Source organism: Flavobacterium fluviatile (genome assembly GCF_010645065.1).
Lineage (GTDB): Bacteria > Bacteroidota > Bacteroidia > Flavobacteriales > Flavobacteriaceae > Flavobacterium > Flavobacterium fluviatile.
Map to the genome: position 1 here is coordinate 37434 of NZ_JAADZW010000019.1, position 16079 is coordinate 53512.

16 protein-coding genes are annotated in these 16079 nt (G+C 30.7%); 15 read left to right on the forward strand and 1 reads right to left on the reverse strand.

Annotated elements, in window-relative coordinates:
* Positions 1-43: 43 nt before the first annotated feature.
* Positions 44-1009, reverse strand: coding sequence for a T9SS C-terminal target domain-containing protein (locus tag GXM17_RS16555; protein ID WP_163400489.1), 966 nt, complete (start codon positions 1007-1009; stop codon positions 44-46).
* 517 nt (positions 1010-1526) lie between these two features.
* On the opposite strand from GXM17_RS16555, the gene GXM17_RS16560 reads away from it, so the two are divergent.
* The 15 genes from GXM17_RS16560 (at position 1527) to GXM17_RS16630 (ending at position 16071) form a co-directional block, all read left to right on the forward strand.
* On the forward strand, positions 1527-2144 hold the full coding sequence (locus GXM17_RS16560; RefSeq protein WP_163400490.1) for a hypothetical protein: 618 nt from the start codon (positions 1527-1529) through the stop codon (positions 2142-2144).
* A gap of 36 nt (positions 2145-2180) precedes the next feature.
* Entirely contained in the window at positions 2181-2606 is a 426-nt protein-coding gene (locus GXM17_RS16565) for an adenylyltransferase/cytidyltransferase family protein (protein WP_163400491.1), read from the forward strand.
* Between the two features lie 6 nt (positions 2607-2612).
* Positions 2613-3563 carry a GDP-L-fucose synthase family protein gene (locus GXM17_RS16570; RefSeq protein WP_163400492.1) on the forward strand — a complete coding sequence of 317 codons (951 nt, stop codon included), beginning with the start codon at positions 2613-2615 and terminating at the stop codon, positions 3561-3563.
* 77 nt (positions 3564-3640) lie between these two features.
* Entirely contained in the window at positions 3641-4723 is a 1083-nt protein-coding gene (gene gmd, locus GXM17_RS16575; RefSeq protein WP_163400493.1) for a GDP-mannose 4,6-dehydratase, read from the forward strand.
* A 3-nt stretch (positions 4724-4726) separates the two neighbouring features.
* Positions 4727-6016: an oligosaccharide flippase family protein gene (locus GXM17_RS16580; RefSeq protein WP_163400494.1), complete on the forward strand. Its 1290-nt coding sequence runs from the start codon at positions 4727-4729 to the stop codon at positions 6014-6016.
* Positions 6013-7350, forward strand: a complete 1338-nt coding sequence (locus GXM17_RS16585; RefSeq protein WP_163400495.1) for an O-antigen polymerase — start codon at positions 6013-6015, stop codon at positions 7348-7350. The genes GXM17_RS16580 and GXM17_RS16585 overlap by 4 nt, the downstream gene beginning before the upstream one ends.
* Positions 7350-8312, forward strand: a complete 963-nt coding sequence (locus GXM17_RS16590) for a glycosyltransferase (RefSeq protein ID WP_163400496.1) — start codon at positions 7350-7352, stop codon at positions 8310-8312. Before GXM17_RS16585 ends, GXM17_RS16590 begins: the two co-directional genes overlap by 1 nt.
* On the forward strand, positions 8309-8974 hold the full coding sequence (locus GXM17_RS16595) for an acyltransferase (RefSeq protein ID WP_163400497.1): 666 nt from the start codon (positions 8309-8311) through the stop codon (positions 8972-8974). The genes GXM17_RS16590 and GXM17_RS16595 overlap by 4 nt, the downstream gene beginning before the upstream one ends.
* Before the next feature lie 18 nt (positions 8975-8992).
* Entirely contained in the window at positions 8993-10090 is a 1098-nt protein-coding gene (locus tag GXM17_RS16600; RefSeq protein ID WP_163400498.1) for a polysaccharide pyruvyl transferase family protein, read from the forward strand.
* On the forward strand, positions 10077-11072 hold the full coding sequence (locus GXM17_RS16605) for a glycosyltransferase family 2 protein (protein WP_163400499.1): 996 nt from the start codon (positions 10077-10079) through the stop codon (positions 11070-11072). The genes GXM17_RS16600 and GXM17_RS16605 overlap by 14 nt, the downstream gene beginning before the upstream one ends.
* Before the next feature lie 206 nt (positions 11073-11278).
* Positions 11279-12376 (forward strand): glycosyltransferase family 4 protein, encoded by a 1098-nt coding sequence (locus GXM17_RS16610; RefSeq protein WP_163400500.1) that lies wholly within the window; start codon positions 11279-11281, stop codon positions 12374-12376.
* Positions 12373-12921, forward strand: coding sequence for a WcaF family extracellular polysaccharide biosynthesis acetyltransferase (locus GXM17_RS16615; RefSeq protein ID WP_163400501.1), 549 nt, complete (start codon positions 12373-12375; stop codon positions 12919-12921). Before GXM17_RS16610 ends, GXM17_RS16615 begins: the two co-directional genes overlap by 4 nt.
* 13 nt (positions 12922-12934) lie before the next feature.
* On the forward strand, positions 12935-13681 hold the full coding sequence (locus GXM17_RS16620; protein WP_163400502.1) for a glycosyltransferase family 2 protein: 747 nt from the start codon (positions 12935-12937) through the stop codon (positions 13679-13681).
* Between the two features lie 41 nt (positions 13682-13722).
* Entirely contained in the window at positions 13723-15141 is a 1419-nt protein-coding gene (locus GXM17_RS16625; protein WP_163400503.1) for an undecaprenyl-phosphate glucose phosphotransferase, read from the forward strand.
* A gap of 183 nt (positions 15142-15324) precedes the next feature.
* Positions 15325-16071: a polysaccharide biosynthesis/export family protein gene (locus tag GXM17_RS16630; protein WP_244307424.1), complete on the forward strand. Its 747-nt coding sequence runs from the start codon at positions 15325-15327 to the stop codon at positions 16069-16071.
* Positions 16072-16079: the final 8 nt, after the last annotated feature.

Genomic DNA, 16079 nt, shown 5'->3' on the forward strand with positions numbered 1-16079 from the left:
ACAACTTTTTTGCAAAAGTAAACTATTAATCACGATTTACGAATTATTTATTGAGATAGGAATTCAACAATGCACTTAGATCAAAATAATGAATTTGTTGCCGGACATTAAGAATTGGTTTCCGAATTAATAATTCGTTTGTCAAATAATAATGTAATCCATCTTTTGTAGTAATTCCTTCTATTTGATGAAAAGAAAGTTTAAGATTGATTTTTCGTTTATTTCCTGATAAAAAATCATGATTTTTGAAATCATACAGAAGATATATAAAAGGTTTTCCTTTTGTTGAATAACCGCAAAGGGCAATTAAATTTTTAGATTCTAAATAAGTGCTTCCGGTAACCAACCCTTTTGTGTCTAATGTTTCTTTTAGTTGTGCGATATGATTCCCTGTTTGGTTTGGTAAGGCATAAATACTGGTTTGTAATGTTTTCCATTGTTTTGTAAACAGATAGATGCTGTCTTTTGTAACAATAAAGGCTTCACAGTCAAAATTAGTGGTATTCGGTTTTTTTTTAGAAAAATCTGCCTGATCAGAGTAAGTGAAAGATATCGTTTCAATGATAGGGCTTTCTTCTAAAAATGATTTTTTCTGAATTTTTAGGATTTTTAAATCATTTCTGTTACCTGAATAATTATTCCCAAAATCACCAATGTATAAAAAAGAACTGTCTTGTGAAATTTCCTCCCAGTCATGATTTATTGTATTTTCCAGAATTATTTTTTTTTTGATTTTTCCTAATGAATCTAATCCGTAAATAGTTTTATCATGATCATCGTTATGTGTCCATAATAATTTGTCGAATGAAATAAGCCCTGAGGTTTCTTTAAGTGAGTCATTTAATGGCTTTGAAAATCCTGGTTTTATATTGATGGTTTTATAGAGGCAGTTTGTATCATTAATGGTAGCATTTGGATTAAAATTTTTTGAAAGTGAATCCGTACAGCCAGAAATTTGACCATAAGTTATAGGAATGTAAAAAAAGAAGAAAAATAAATATTTGTTCATGACTAAAGGCAATAAACCAAAATTTTAAATGTTATGTTTTAGGATTTTGTTTCAAATTTAGGACATTAGAAAAAAAGAATACAAAAATTAAACACAAAAGAGTTGATGAAAGGTTTATTCATGTGGGAAATTTAACACTAAAAAAAACGATTGTATTTTTTTTATAATGTTAAATTAAATTAAAAACACTTTTTTGTTAAAATTACAAGCAAATGATAATTTATTAGTTATAGTATTTGTTTGATAATGAGATTAATGTATTTTTACTTAACGATTATTATTATTAGTACTTTGTTTTTACGAATAATTAATCAAAATTGTCAATACATTTGTGCAAAATTTTTTTCTCTTTACTCCCTAAATGGGACTATGGAATGCGAAGCTGTGTCCGGACTTACTCTTTTTTTATGATTTATAAAGAAAAATAGTATTATAGAAATCATAACTGATTATAGTGGTTTTAACATAGTCTTTAATTTTTTTTAATAATATAAACCCCCAAATAAATATCTATTTTATGAAAAAAATGTTTTTTGCCTTATTATTGATTTCAACAATTTCAAATGCCCAGTACAGGTTTAGATACGATAAGCTTTTTATGGAAGCTGGAGTCGGGATGGCGGTGCCATTATCCCAATTGTCACCTTCTGGAGAAAACACACCATTGTCTCTGGTTCATGGTCAGGGAGGATTTCGTTATATGTTTGATAAGAATGTAGGAGTTATGGGATCATTAAGTTTTGATCAGTTTAATAAAGGGATACAAAAGAGCGATCAGTTAGTAGGAGCTTTAGAATTGTGCTATAATTTGGGTAATCTGATTGAATTGTCAAGTAATACAGGAGGACAATTTGGATTACTTGTTCATGGTGGTGCAGGTGCAGGAGTGATGTCCAGTCAGTATTTCAACCGCGATAAGATAGGTGTTTTGATGATAGGTGCGAGACCTTTCATATTCATTAATGAAAAAGTTTCTTTTTTCGCAGATTTAACATATAAATCTACTTTGTCACAAAAAATTTATTATAACGGAAATTTAATTGGAAAAGATGTAACAGGCAGTAATCTGGGGCTTACTTTTGGTTTCATGGTGGCTTTGGGACAAAATCGTTTCCACGCAGATTCTGCATATTAACTGAAAAAGGAATTACCGCATTCATATAAAATAAAAATGAAAATAGGAATTACTTTCAGCGCCTTCGATTTGCTTCATGCAGGTCACATTACAATGTTAGAAGAAGCAAAGAGACAATGTGATTATTTAATTTGTGCATTACAAACAGATCCAACACTGGATCGACCGGAAAAAAACAGGCCTACACAAACAGTTGTAGAGCGTTACATCCAGTTGAAAGGATGTAAGTTCGTAGATGAAATTGTTCCTTATGCAACAGAACAGGATTTAGAAGATATTTTGAGATCTTTTAAAATTGATGTTCGAATTTTAGGAGACGAATACCGGGAAAAAAACTTTACAGGCCGGGAATATTGTGAATCTAAAGGAATTGAACTTTATTTTAATACCAGGGACCATCGTTTTTCAAGTAGTGGTTTACGAAAAGTAGTAGCAGAAAAAGAAGCATTAAAGGTAATTTAGATAAATATGAAAAGTAATACAAAAATTTATATTGCAGGCCATAAAGGAATGGTTGGGAGTGCTATTTGGAGAACACTTTCAGATAAAGGATTTACAAATTTGACAGGAGTTTCGAGTAGTGAACTTGATCTTCGTAATCAGCAGGCGGTACATGATTTTATAGCTGAACAGAAACCGGAAGTTATTATTGATGCTGCTGCACGAGTAGGAGGTATTTTGGCAAATAATGATTATCCGTATCAGTTTATTATGGAGAATATGCAGATCCAGAACAATCTTATTGATTCTGCTCTGCAGAATAATGTAGAAAAATTTATTTTTTTAGGAAGTTCGTGCATCTATCCAAAATTAGCGCCGCAGCCTTTAAAAGAAGACTATTTGCTGACCGATACTTTAGAGCCGACAAATGAATGGTATGCAATTGCGAAGATTACTGGTGTAAAAGCCTGTCAGGCAATTAGAAAGCAATTCGGAAAGGATTATGTGAGTTTAATGCCAACCAATTTATACGGCACACATGATAATTTTGATTTAAACACCTCTCATGTTTTACCGGCAATGATTCGTAAGTTTCATGAAGCTAAAGAAAATAATCATGTTCCTGTAACCCTTTGGGGAAGTGGGACACCAATGCGTGAGTTTCTATTTGTTGATGATATGGCGCAGGCTGTTGTTTTTGCTTTAGAAAACAAATTGCCTGATTATTTATACAATGTTGGTACAGGTGAAGATTTAACTATTAAGCATTTGGCAGAAACCATTCAGAAGATTACAGGACATACAGGAGAAATTATATGGGATTCAACTAAACCAGACGGAACTCCAAGAAAACTGATGGATGTAACCAAAATGCATGACTTAGGCTGGAAACACAAAATAGAACTTCAGGAAGGAATCCAAAAAACATACGATTGGTTTCTGGAAAATATAGATGCTTTTAAGCAGGTAAAAATGTAATTTTAGTTTAATAAAAGTTAGGAAGTAATGATGTAATATCTTAACTTGAACAGAAAATGTAACCAAAAGAACAATAAATGAGTACACAAAAAGTAGCCCTTATAACAGGAATCACAGGACAGGACGGATCCTATTTAGCCGAATTATTATTAGAAAAAGGATATCAGGTACACGGAGTTAAAAGGCGCGCATCCTCTTTTAATACACAAAGAATTGATCATATTTATCAGGATCAGCATGAAGGACATGTAAACTTTAGATTGCATTATGGAGATTTGACTGATTCAACTAATATCATACGAATAATTCAGGAAGTACAGCCGGATGAAATTTATAATTTGGGAGCGATGTCTCATGTAAAAGTATCTTTTGACTCTCCTGAATATGTGGCTAATGTAGATGGAATAGGAACTCTGAGAATATTAGAAGCGGTAAGAATTTTGGGTTTATGTGAAAAAACCAGAGTGTATCAGGCTTCGACTTCTGAGCTTTACGGGGGTATGACAGAAAACAAAAATGAAAAAGGTTTCTATGATGAAAATTCACCATTTTATCCTCGTTCTCCATACGGTGCAGCTAAGATATACGGTTTTTGGATCACAAAAAACTACCGTGAAGCTTATAATATGTTTGCCTGTAACGGTATCTTGTTCAATCATGAGTCTCCAAGACGTGGTGAAACTTTCGTAACCCGTAAAATTACGATGGCAACTGCTGCTATTGCAAAAGGAAAACAGGATTGTCTTTACTTAGGAAATCTTAACTCTCAAAGAGATTGGGGACATGCCAAAGATTATGTAGAAGCAATGTGGAGAATTTTACAACAGGACACTCCAGAAGATTATGTGATTGCAACAGGTGTCACAACTTATATCAGGGATTTTGTAATCATGGCTTTTGCCGAAATAGGAGTAACATTGACTTTTGAAGGAGAAAACGAAAGTGAAGTGGCAAAAGTGGCATCTTGTAATAACCCACTGTATCAATTAGAAATTGGCAAAGTAGTAGTACGCGTAGATCCGGAATATTACCGTCCTACAGAAGTAGATCTTTTGATTGGGGATCCTACAAAATCGAAAACCAAATTAGGTTGGGAACCAAAATACGACTTGGCTGCTTTGGTGAAAGAGATGGTAGAGAGTGATTTGAAAAACATTTAGTTTTTGGACTTAATAAAACAAAAAATATTGAATATTAAGACAAAAATTCTAAATAATAAATCTATTGTTTCGAATTTTTCGTACTTAACTTTGTTTCAGATATTTTCGATATTATTTCCTTTTTTTACCTATCCTTATTTATTAAGAGTATTAGGTTTTGATATTTATGGCAAGGTAATTTTTGCACAAGCAATAGCTACTAATATTTGTATTTTTGTAAATTTTGGATTCAACGTATCGGGCACAAATAATGTTGCTACCAGCCAAGAAAATTCATTGAAACTTTCAGAAATTGTTTCAAGTATTTACTCAGTAAAGTTTGTCATATGGTCTTTTTGTTTGTTGATTTACTTTGCGTTGATTCAAATTATACCTTTTTTGAGGGCGGATAAATGGTTGTATATTGTGGCATTTTTTATTTCTTTCAATGATTTGCTTTTTCCGATATGGTTTTTTCAGGGAATAGAAAAGATGAAGTATATTACATTTATAAATTTAGGAGTTCGCTCTTTGTTTGTAATACTTGTTTTTATTTTTGTTAAAAACCATAAAGATTACTTAGTTGTACCTTTATTAAATGCAATAGGAGCTTTTTTAGGGGGAATTGTAGCTTTATGGGTAGTTGTAAAAATTGAAAAGGTAAAATTGATGACACAACCTATTTCTACTTTAAGGAAATATTTAGTGGACAGTTTTCCATTGTTTGTTTCTTCTTTGTCGGTACAAATTTATATAAATGGTAATAAGCTTTTAGTTGGCTCTTTTTTAGGAATGACAGAAGTTGCAATTTATGATATGGGTGAAAAAATAACATCAATAATAAAAATACCAATTGCCATGATTTCACAGGCAACATTCCCTAAAGTAAGCCGTGAGAAAAATATTCGATTTATAAATAGACTCATGTGGAGTACATTGGTGTTTATATCATTTGTATATATTGTAGTTTTTGTTTTAGCTGATTTTATTGTTGTTCTTTTATCTGGAACTCATAATTTAGCGACAGTTGATGTTGTTAGAATTTTAGCCTTTTCAAGTATACCAGTAGTTTTTAATTATTTTTTAGGCACACATAGATTAATTCCTTTTGGATACAAGAAAACCTATTTAATAAATACAATTATAAGTTCTTGTTTTTTTTTATTAGGAGCTTTTGGAATTATTGGTTTCGATATTATTTCAATACATGCAATAGCTTATTTGGATTTGTTAACAGAAATAGTTGTGTGTCTAGTAAATTTATATAGTTGTTATAGATTGAAATTGTTGTGTGGAAGGGATGCTGATATATGAAATCTTTTATTATTTTGTTGTCATTATTTTTTTCTGTAATTGGATATTCAATTGTAGAAAAATCAGGGCTGCATATTTATATTTTTTATTTGATTTTCATTTGGTTAAACTGTATTCAGTTATTCTATATAAATAATAAAAATTATAAATATGTTATTCTATCTAATTTTACCTTTGTTAGTTGGACAATATATGGAGGATTAAACCTTTTTCGTCAATGCTGGATCGGACAAACAGATTATAATGGGACTTTGTCATTAGTGTATATATCCCATATTGTTGGAACTGTTTTGATGTTTATTGGATATAGGTTAGCAATGAAGCAAAAAATAAGAAAAGGCTTTAGATTTAGTGATAATATTATTGCTGAAAGAAGTTTTCTGATTATCAGTATTCTTTATATAGGATTGCAATTTTATATCATTCAGGCTTCAGGTGGTTTTAAGGCATATTTCCTTGCCGCGTATAGTACAAAAGTAGAGTCTTCACTGGTGACTTTTGCTTCTCTTTTTGGTGGAATTTTATCTAATGTAGGTTACTTAGCTGTTCCATTTTTTTTAAGTAAGAGCTATTCTATGGCATGGAGGATTTATGCTTTTTTCATTTTTATATTTTATATGGGAATGGGTGGGGTAGTTAATGGTAGTTCTATTAATAATTTGAATGCCATGCTTGCTGTTTTTTGTTTTTTACTATTTACAGTTAAGGACTTATCTTCTCTGAATAAATATAGAAATAGAATGCTAGTGCTTTTAGTTGCTGCAGGTGTTTTTGGGGTGGTAATTAGACAAAATAGAGGTAATATTGATAATGTTCAAGTCTATAGTATTGAACAGTCCGTTGATAATATTATGAAAATGAGTACATTCGATGGAGCTCAACATTTAACGTGGGTATATGAGAATTTAGAACCCAAATATACATTAGAGCAATTTATTCTTCCTTTTGTAAATCCATTACCTCGTAAGGTTTTTCCTTGGAAGCCAATAGATTTAAGCCGAATTGCTGGACAACGAACGGAAAAACTTGATTTAGAATATCAATTTGCAGTAATAGTTACTCCTATGGGTGAGTTTTATTATGATTTTGGAGTTATAGGTATTATTGTAGGTATGATTTTTATTGGTTTTGTAATAGGGTTTATACAAAAAAAAATAAATCTTTCAGCTCATACTAATATGACTGCTTTTATTCTAATCAGTTGTTGCATTTATTCAGAAATAATTGCCGGTTGGTACACTGGATGGGGGATTCGTATGGTGAGGTTTTCGATATTCGTAGCATTTCTTTTGGTTGTACAAAAAACGTTTAACTCTAATTTCAGAAAAGCGTAATGGAATTAATTAGTATAGTAGTACCGGTATATAATGTAGAAAAATACCTTCATGCCTGTATTGATAGTATCCTGGTGCAAACTCACAAAAATATAGAGGTTATTTTAGTAAACGATGGTTCGTCAGATAGAAGTCCTCAAATATGTGATGAATATGAGGCAAATGATACGAGAATAAAGGTTATACACAAAAAAAATGGTGGTGCATCCAGCGCCAGAAATGTGGGTATGAAAATCGCACAAGGACAATATATTGGTTTTGTAGATAGCGATGATATAATTAGCCCAGTAATGTATGAAGTATTATATAGCCAAATAAAAAAATATGATGCTAATGTTGCACATATAAAATCAACAAGTAAGTTAACTAATTTGTCTATTAAAAAAGACGTAATCAATAGTCAGGTAAAGATAGTTGAGAAAAATAATTTGCTTTGCTTTGCATTTGACTATTTGGGAGTAGCACAGTGGAGTGGACTGTACAAGCGAGACGTTTTAGATGGTTGCTTTTTTGTTGAAGGCGCACTAAACGAAGACATATTATGGTCATATAATGTGAGAAAACGAAGTAACAGATTGTTGAGTATTGATTTACCACTATATTATTGGAATTTAGAGCCAGTTAGTTTATCCCGTTCCGGGATTTCAACTCTTGAAAACCCTTATGATTACATTCAGGAAGATTTAATTAACTCTCAGTCTGATGAGCAAACCTTGCTTTCTTGTAAAATGAAAAGTATTGAATTTGATTTTCGTTCTGTAACGCGTTCAACAATACATGGCTTTAAAACTCCTGCTTTAGAAAAAAAGTATAAAGAAAATGAGAAACAATATATTAAAAATATTCGCCAAAATTTAGGCTACATTATTAGAAGTCCGTTATTTACCAAAACGGTCAAAGCGCAACTAATATTGTTGTCAATTAGTCCATCTGTATATAAATTATTAAGAAATACATTATGAGAAAAATAGCGAATATTTTGATATGTCTTCTTCCTTGGAAATTAAGAAGATTAATACTTAATAAATTCTATCATTTTGAAATAGATAAAACAGCTAGAATAGGGCTTTCTTATGTATTTCCGAAAAAATTAGTAATGAAGGAGTATTCATACATTAGAAATTTTACATATGTAACAGGAGATAAAGTTGTTTTGTCTGCATATGCGTCAATAGCGAGAAACTGTTGGATTTCTGGATTTACTGTTGGATCTAATGCAGCAGAATTTTCTACAGAGGTCGATAGAAAAGCAGAATTATGGCTGGGTGAGCATTCAAAAATAATAACTCATCACAGAATAGATTGTACGAATATGGTTAAAATCGGGAAATTTGTTACTGTTGCGGGGTATGACACACAAATATTAACACACGCAATAAATATCTATACTAACCGTCAAGAAAGTAAACCAGTAGAAATTGGAGACTATTGTTTTATAGGAACTAGATGTACTATTCTTCCAGGAGCAAAACTTCCAAGTTATTGTGTTCTTGGAGGAGGAGCAGTATTATCAGCTCATTATACTGATGAATACTTTTTATATGGAGGTGTGCCTGCAAAACCAATTAAGCAACTATCCAAAGATGAACCTTACTTTTACAGAATAATTGGCGCGGTTAAATAATTTTTGATAAAATTTAATATGAGTAAACTTAAATCTTACACAATAACTTGTCATCGACCATTAAACTATGGAGCAGTTTTACAGGCCTATGCTCTAAATACAAAACTTAGGTCATTAGGTGTTGATGCTAAGGTCATAGATTACTATCCTAGTTACTATAAGGCTTCAAATAAAAGCTTGCTGACAAGAGTTTTAAGACAGGTTTTTAGATTGCCAGACTGGATTGTTGGTAAAAAGAGATTTGGCAAATTTATAGCAGACAATTTGCCAATGACTGCAAAAACATATATTAATATTGAAGAACTTAATGCTGATATACCTTTAGCTGATGTTTATTTTGCTGGAAGTGATCAGATATGGAATTGTCATGAATTAGAAAATGGTAAAGATGATGCTTTTTTTCTGAGTTTTGCTCCAAAAGGAGCCAAGAAAATTGCCTATGCAGCAAGTTTGGCAATGCCTAAAATACCAGAGGAACAAGTAGAACGCTACAAGAGCCTTATAAATGATTTCGATGCCGTTGCAATCCGTGAAAAAGACGGTCTTGAATTGGTTAAGAGTATTGGAATTGAAAAGGCTGTTAATGTATTAGATCCAGTATATTTACTGGAAAGAATTGATTGGGACAAAATTGCAGATAAAGATAGCTTTCTACCTAAAGAAAAATATGTGCTTATATACGCCTTTAATAGGCAAAAAAATATTTTTGAATATGCCCGTAAAATGGCAAACGAATTAGGTATAAAAGTGTATTCTATAAACACAAATATTGAGGATTATATGCTCGATACTGATAAATATTTTTATAATGCAAGTCCTAATACTTTTGTGAATTTGATAAAGAATGCTGAAGCAGTTGTGACTAATTCATTTCATGGTCTCTCTTTTTCTGTAATTTACAATAAGCAATTTCATCTCTTCACAAGAAAAAGCAGTTCTAATTCTCGTATGGTTAATTTGTTGAGTGATTTAAACTTGTCTGGGCGTATAGTTGACTCAACAAATTTGCTAAAAAACGATATAGACTTTGCAGTTACAAATGAAATAGTTGATCAGAAAAGAATTTTTTCTGTGAATTATATTAAGAGTAATATTTTTAGTGATGGAAACAATTAATAGCAATCTACTGGTTTCAATCATTGTGCCTATGTATAATGTTGAAAAATATTTGGTAAAATGTTTAGATTCTATTACAAGTCAGTCTCATACAAATCTTGAAATATTATTGGTTAATGATGGTTCGCCTGATGATTCAGGGATTATTGCTGATAACTATGCTCAAAAAGATATGCGTGTTAAAGTGTTTCACAGGGAAAATAAAGGAGTTTCAGCTACTAGAAATTTTGGTTTGGAACAGGCTATTGGTGAGTATGTTGTTTTTGTGGATAGCGACGATTATCTGTCACCCGATTTTGTAGAATATATGTTGAAAATTGTAAGTCAAACGAAAGCAGAATTTTGTTTGTCTAAAAATATTTTTACTTCTACTAATATGAAGCAGGTAACTAATGATGAAATAAAAGTTTATTCACCAGAGGAGGCAACTAGCGCCCTATTATATCCAGGTATAGTAATAGGTAGTTGGAATAAGATGTTTAAAAGAAGCCTCTTAGAGGATAAAAATATTAAGTTTCCTACAGATTTTTTTATGGGTGAAGGATTAAATTTTATTACTACAGTTTCACAATTAGCCAACAAAGTAGGTGTAGGGGAAAGAAAAGTTTATTTTTATCGTACTGATAATGCAGAATCAGCTACTACTAAGTTTGATATAAATAAACTTTTTAATGCTTTTGATGCAATAAAATATATAAAGAAAAATCTAATTTTAAAATCACCGAATGTTATTGCGGCTTTAGAATTTCATGAGTGGTGGACATGTTTTTATGCGTTGGAAAGGATAATTTCTACTTCATCTCAAAAAAGATACCCTAATCAATACAATGATTATTCTAAAAGGCTCAAGAGTGGTGCTTTTAGAATGTTATTAAAAGCTAGAGTTTCAAAAAATACTAAATTCAAGATATTTAGTATTTGGATTAGTCCTAAGTTTATAACTAAAGCTTTTGTTACCATAAAGAAGTTATCTAAGAAATAAGACAATTATTTGGAAAAATCAAATTTGTGAAGATTTGAATATAATACTTGGTTAAAACATTATATGAATACAAAATTTGATTAGTGATTTTTTACAATTATATTTAAATAACTTCAAAACGCTGATAAATATTATCTCTATATTTGAAAAATAAATTATAAATTTTATACAATTAAGTTAAAAAATAATTTTCTAAAATATTTTTAATGAATTTATTACTAATAGGACCTTTTCCTTTTCCTGTTCATGGTTGCTCTATAGCTAATAAAGTTTTATTAGAACAATTAAATAGAAAAGAGGAATTACATGTTTCGATCATTGATACTAATTCCGAGAATGTTTCTTCAAAAGGAGTAGGTTCTTTCTCAGTTAAAAAAGTATTCGCTTTTTTAAAAAGTTATAAGCATTTAAGTAAAATTAAAAAGGCGGATGTTGTCTATACTACACCGGGACAAACTTTTTTAGGTATTGTTAAGTATATTCCATTTTATAGCCTTTGTTTAAAGTTTAATATTCCTTATATTATACATGTTCACGGAAATCATTTAGGTAATGAATTTCAAAGTCTTAAAGGATTTAAGAAAAATGTATTTAAATATTATATTGAACGAGCATCGGCAGGTATAGTATTATCTGAAAGTTTAAGATCTAATTTTGAAGGCCTGCTCTCTAAGGAGAAAATTTTTGTCGTTGAAAATTTTGCGGAGGATGCTTTATTTATAAATGGAACAATTAATAAGTGTCAAGATAAAATTAAGATTTTGTACCTTAGTAATTTAATGAAAGAAAAAGGTATAGTTGAAGTGCTAACCGCTTTGAAAAAATTAAAAAAATTAAGAATAGATTTTAAGGCAGATATCGCTGGAAAAATTGAGGATGAATCAAAAGAAGAAATTAAAGGTTATTTAGATGAACTTAAGGACTATGTTACTTATCACGGGGTAGTGTATGGTAAAACTAAAGAACATTTATTAAAAGAAAGTAATGTTTTTATTTTGCCTACTTATTATAAAATGGAGGGGCAGCCTATTGCTCTAATCGAAGCAATGGCAACAGGGAATATAATTATAACAACAAATCATGGTGGAATCCCGGATATAATTTCAGAAGAAAATGGTTTTTTTGTAGAGAAAGAAAATTATGAATCTATATTTGAAGTGCTTTTAACATTAAATCAGAATTTGGAAAGTAAGGTTTTTAATATTGGTTCTTATAATATTGAATATGCAAAAGAAAATTTTTCTGAAGCGAAGTTTGTAAATAAAATTTTAAAAGTAGTTTCTACTGTAATACTAAATGTATGACAAAAGTTCGATTAGACAAATTTGATGCTTCTGTTGATTTCAATAGAGGAGCAAATAAATTTAAAATGATTTCATGGTATTTAATAAAAACAACTTTTTTTCTTACTGCAATTCCTTATCCTTCCTCTTGGAAATGTAGTTTTTTACGATTCTTCGGAGCTAAAATAGGAAAAGGCGTTGTAATTAAGCCAAGAGTAAATATTCATTTTCCATGGAAATTAATTATTGGAAATCATGTGTGGATTGGGGAAGAAGTTTTTTTATTGAATTTCGAATTGCAATCAATAGGAGATAATGTTTGTATTAGTCAAAGAAGCTTTTTATGTGGAGGAAATCATGATTATAAAATTCCTTCCATGCCTTATCGGAATGGACCAATAACTCTTAAAAATGGTTCTTGGATTGGGGCAAGTTGTTTTTTGGGACCAAATGTTACAATTGGTACAGATACGGTTATTTCTGCAGGTTCAGTAGTTACAAAATCATTACCTGAAAATGGAATATACCGAGGGAATCCTATTGAATTTATAAAAGAACGCTGGTAAACTATTTTAAAATATGTTGGTTACAATTATTACAGTTTGTTACAATCGAAAAGCAACTATTGAACAATCCATAAAGAGTGTTTTGGATCAGGATTATCCTGATATTGAATATATAGTAGTGGATGGTAATTCATCAGATGGAACACAAGGTATTATCGAACGGTATGCGGATAAAATCAGCAAGTATGTTTCTGAGCCGGATAAAGGAATGTATGACGCAATAAATAAAGGATTAGCAATGGCTACAGGAGATGTAGTGGGTTTAATGCATTCTGATGACGTTTTTTATGATAATTCTGTAGTTTCAAAAATTGTAAATATTTTTAAGAATTCTCCAACTGCGGATGCTGTTTACGGTGATGGTATCTATGTTACGAATGATGAAGAACAGAAAATAGTACGTAACAGAATTGGAGGTAAATATAATTTTAAGAAATTAAAGTCAGGCTGGCTGCCTTTGCATCCTACAGTTTACATCAAAAAATCAATTATAGAAAAATATGGAAACTATAATTTAGATTTTAAAATTGCTTCTGATACAGAGTTTTTATTGCGATATTTATACAAATACAAAATCAATATTGTTTATCTCAACTCTTATATTGTGAAAATGAGAATGGGCGGTTTAAGTACGGATTATAAAAGAGCTTTTGAAGTATTGCGCGAAGATTATAATATATATAAATTTCACAGGTTATCAGGATTAAGAGCAGTTTTCCAAAAGAAAATGCTTGCATTGATGCAATATGTAAAAAAATAAAAAATGGACATAATAAATAGTAAAAAGTTTTTTTCAGGTTTATGAAGATTTTAGAAGCCTTATCACGTCATCGTTTTTCCCGCTACTTTAAGCTTCTGTTTGTAGTCTGGGATGTAATACTTTTAAATTTTTCTATAGTATTATCAGCCTGGCTACGGTTTGGTAATTTAGACAAGCTTTTTTTAAAGGAAGTACAAACTGTTTCTTTTTTAACTAATTTAATCTGGATTGCTTTATTGCTGCGCAATGATTCTTATCGGATAGTACGTATAGAACCTTTGGAATCTATTTTAAAACGTACAACAAAAAAATTCATTTTTCACATTGCGATAATTGCTTTTTTCGTACTTTTTTTAAAATACTCCCAGATTTCCAGACTTCGATTGCTGTATTTTTATACCTGCTTTTTTTGTTTGTTAATGCTGTCCCGCTTTTTATCAATGGAGGTTTTAAAATATATCAGGGCAAAAGGCTATAATTTTAAAAATGTTATTATTATTGGAGCGAATGATGCTGGTGAGAGAATGCGTAAAACATTGTCAAAAGACTTAACGTATGGTTATCGTTTTTTAGGTTTTTTTGATGAAAAAGTTGATCCTTTTGCCTTTATTTCATCACCGGTTTTAGGAGGATTTGAGGATGTTGAAAAATATTTGATTTCTCATCAGGTAGATGAAATGTATGTAGCCTTGCATATCGATAATGTAAGTGTAATTCATGACTTGATAAAAATTTGTGAACATCATATGGTTCGTATTAAGTTTATTCCTGATTTTCAGTTATATACAAGATCGAGTAAGGTTGAAATTTCATTTTATGAGAATACACCCGTTTTAATGTTTCGTACGGAACCATTGGAATATACAGTCAATAGATTATCAAAAAAAGCATTTGATATTGCTTTTTCTCTTGGTGTTATACTTTTGATTTTTCCATGGCTCTTTCCAATAATAATGATTTTGATTAAAATAGAATCGCCGGGGCCGGTTTTCTTTAAGCAGGAACGTTCAGGACGTGATAATGAATCTTTTTTTTGCTGGAAGTTCAGAAGCATGCGGGTAAATAAAGATGCGGATAAGCTGCAGGCTGGAAAAGGAGATCAGCGTATTACTAAATTTGGAGCCTTAATGCGAAAAACGAGTATAGATGAGTTGCCACAGTTTATTAATGTTTTTTTGGGTGACATGTCAGTAGTAGGCCCGCGTCCACACATGGTAAATCATACGAAACAATATACTGATTTGATTGGCAATTATCTGGTGCGTCAATATGCAAAACCGGGTATTACCGGCTGGGCTCAGGTTAATGGGTACAGGGGTGAAACCAGAGAATTGATTGACATGCAGAACAGGGTAGAATATGATATTTGGTATATAGAAAACTGGAGTATTTTATTAGATGTAAAAATAATCATAAAAACTGTTCTCAACATTTTCAAAGGTGAAGAAAATGCTTATTAATTTCGTTTTTTTCTTGTAATTTTATTTTAAAAGTAGTAATTTAACTTTACAAAAATTAAAATGTTTAGTTCTAAATTCTATCAGTAAATAATAAGTAAAGTTATAGCTTTATATTTGCTCAGTAAATCAACAATTCTAATGAATTTCAATTCTTCCACTTTTTTAAATAAAGGCATACTTTTTATGCTTTTATCTTTATTTTTTTCCTGTGCTTCTAAAAAAGATATTGTCTATTACCAAAATATTGATAATACAGGCAGTTCCCAGAATACTACTTCTTATGAGGTCAAAATACAGCCGGATGATTTATTGATGATAATAGTTTCTGCTGAGGATCCTGAAATTGCTCTTCCTTTTAATTTAACAACCATAACTGTACCCAATGGATCGAATATACAAGCGACAACAGGTCAGCAAACCATTCAGTCTTATTTAGTTGATAGAAATGGAAACATTGAATTCCCTGTTTTAGGAAGAGTACAGGTTGGAGGTTTAAGTAGAACAGAGGTTTTGCAGAGTTTAAAAGACAAAATTGGAATTTATATTAAAAATCCAATCATTAACCTGCGAATAATGAATTTTAAAATTTCTTTACAAGGTGAAGTTAACGTTCCAGGAACATATTCTGTTACTTCTGAAAGAATTACTTTGATTGAAGCTTTAAGTATGGCAAAAGATTTAACTATTTACGGAAAAAGAAATAATATATTGGTGATACGTGAAATTAATGGAGTAAAATCATACAACAGAATAGATATTACCAAAGCAGATTTTATCAATTCTCCTTTTTATTATCTGGCTCAAAATGATGTAATTTATGTTGAGCCTAATAACACGAAAGTAAATGCAGCAGCAGTAGGGCCGAATACTTCAGTTATAATTTCGGCGATTTCTATTTTAATATCGCTTTCTGTACTGCTTTTTAAATAAAAAATAAA

Excerpts from the sequence above, each read along its gene's own strand:
- GXM17_RS16555 (WP_163400489.1), bottom strand. The coding sequence starts at position 1,009 with ATGAACAAATATTTATTTTTCTTCTTTTTTTACATTCCTATAACTTAT.
- GXM17_RS16560 (WP_163400490.1), top strand. The coding sequence starts at position 1,527 with ATGAAAAAAATGTTTTTTGCCTTATTATTGATTTCAACAATTTCAAAT.
- GXM17_RS16565 (WP_163400491.1), top strand. The coding sequence starts at position 2,181 with ATGAAAATAGGAATTACTTTCAGCGCCTTCGATTTGCTTCATGCAGGT.
- GXM17_RS16570 (WP_163400492.1), top strand. The coding sequence starts at position 2,613 with ATGAAAAGTAATACAAAAATTTATATTGCAGGCCATAAAGGAATGGTT.
- gmd (WP_163400493.1), top strand. The coding sequence starts at position 3,641 with ATGAGTACACAAAAAGTAGCCCTTATAACAGGAATCACAGGACAGGAC.
- GXM17_RS16585 (WP_163400495.1), top strand. The coding sequence starts at position 6,013 with ATGAAATCTTTTATTATTTTGTTGTCATTATTTTTTTCTGTAATTGGA.
- GXM17_RS16590 (WP_163400496.1), top strand. The coding sequence starts at position 7,350 with ATGGAATTAATTAGTATAGTAGTACCGGTATATAATGTAGAAAAATAC.
- GXM17_RS16595 (WP_163400497.1), top strand. The coding sequence starts at position 8,309 with ATGAGAAAAATAGCGAATATTTTGATATGTCTTCTTCCTTGGAAATTA.
- GXM17_RS16600 (WP_163400498.1), top strand. The coding sequence starts at position 8,993 with ATGAGTAAACTTAAATCTTACACAATAACTTGTCATCGACCATTAAAC.
- GXM17_RS16605 (WP_163400499.1), top strand. The coding sequence starts at position 10,077 with ATGGAAACAATTAATAGCAATCTACTGGTTTCAATCATTGTGCCTATG.
- GXM17_RS16610 (WP_163400500.1), top strand. The coding sequence starts at position 11,279 with ATGAATTTATTACTAATAGGACCTTTTCCTTTTCCTGTTCATGGTTGC.
- GXM17_RS16615 (WP_163400501.1), top strand. The coding sequence starts at position 12,373 with ATGACAAAAGTTCGATTAGACAAATTTGATGCTTCTGTTGATTTCAAT.
- GXM17_RS16620 (WP_163400502.1), top strand. The coding sequence starts at position 12,935 with ATGTTGGTTACAATTATTACAGTTTGTTACAATCGAAAAGCAACTATT.
- GXM17_RS16625 (WP_163400503.1), top strand. The coding sequence starts at position 13,723 with ATGAAGATTTTAGAAGCCTTATCACGTCATCGTTTTTCCCGCTACTTT.
- GXM17_RS16630 (WP_244307424.1), top strand. The coding sequence starts at position 15,325 with ATGCTTTTATCTTTATTTTTTTCCTGTGCTTCTAAAAAAGATATTGTC.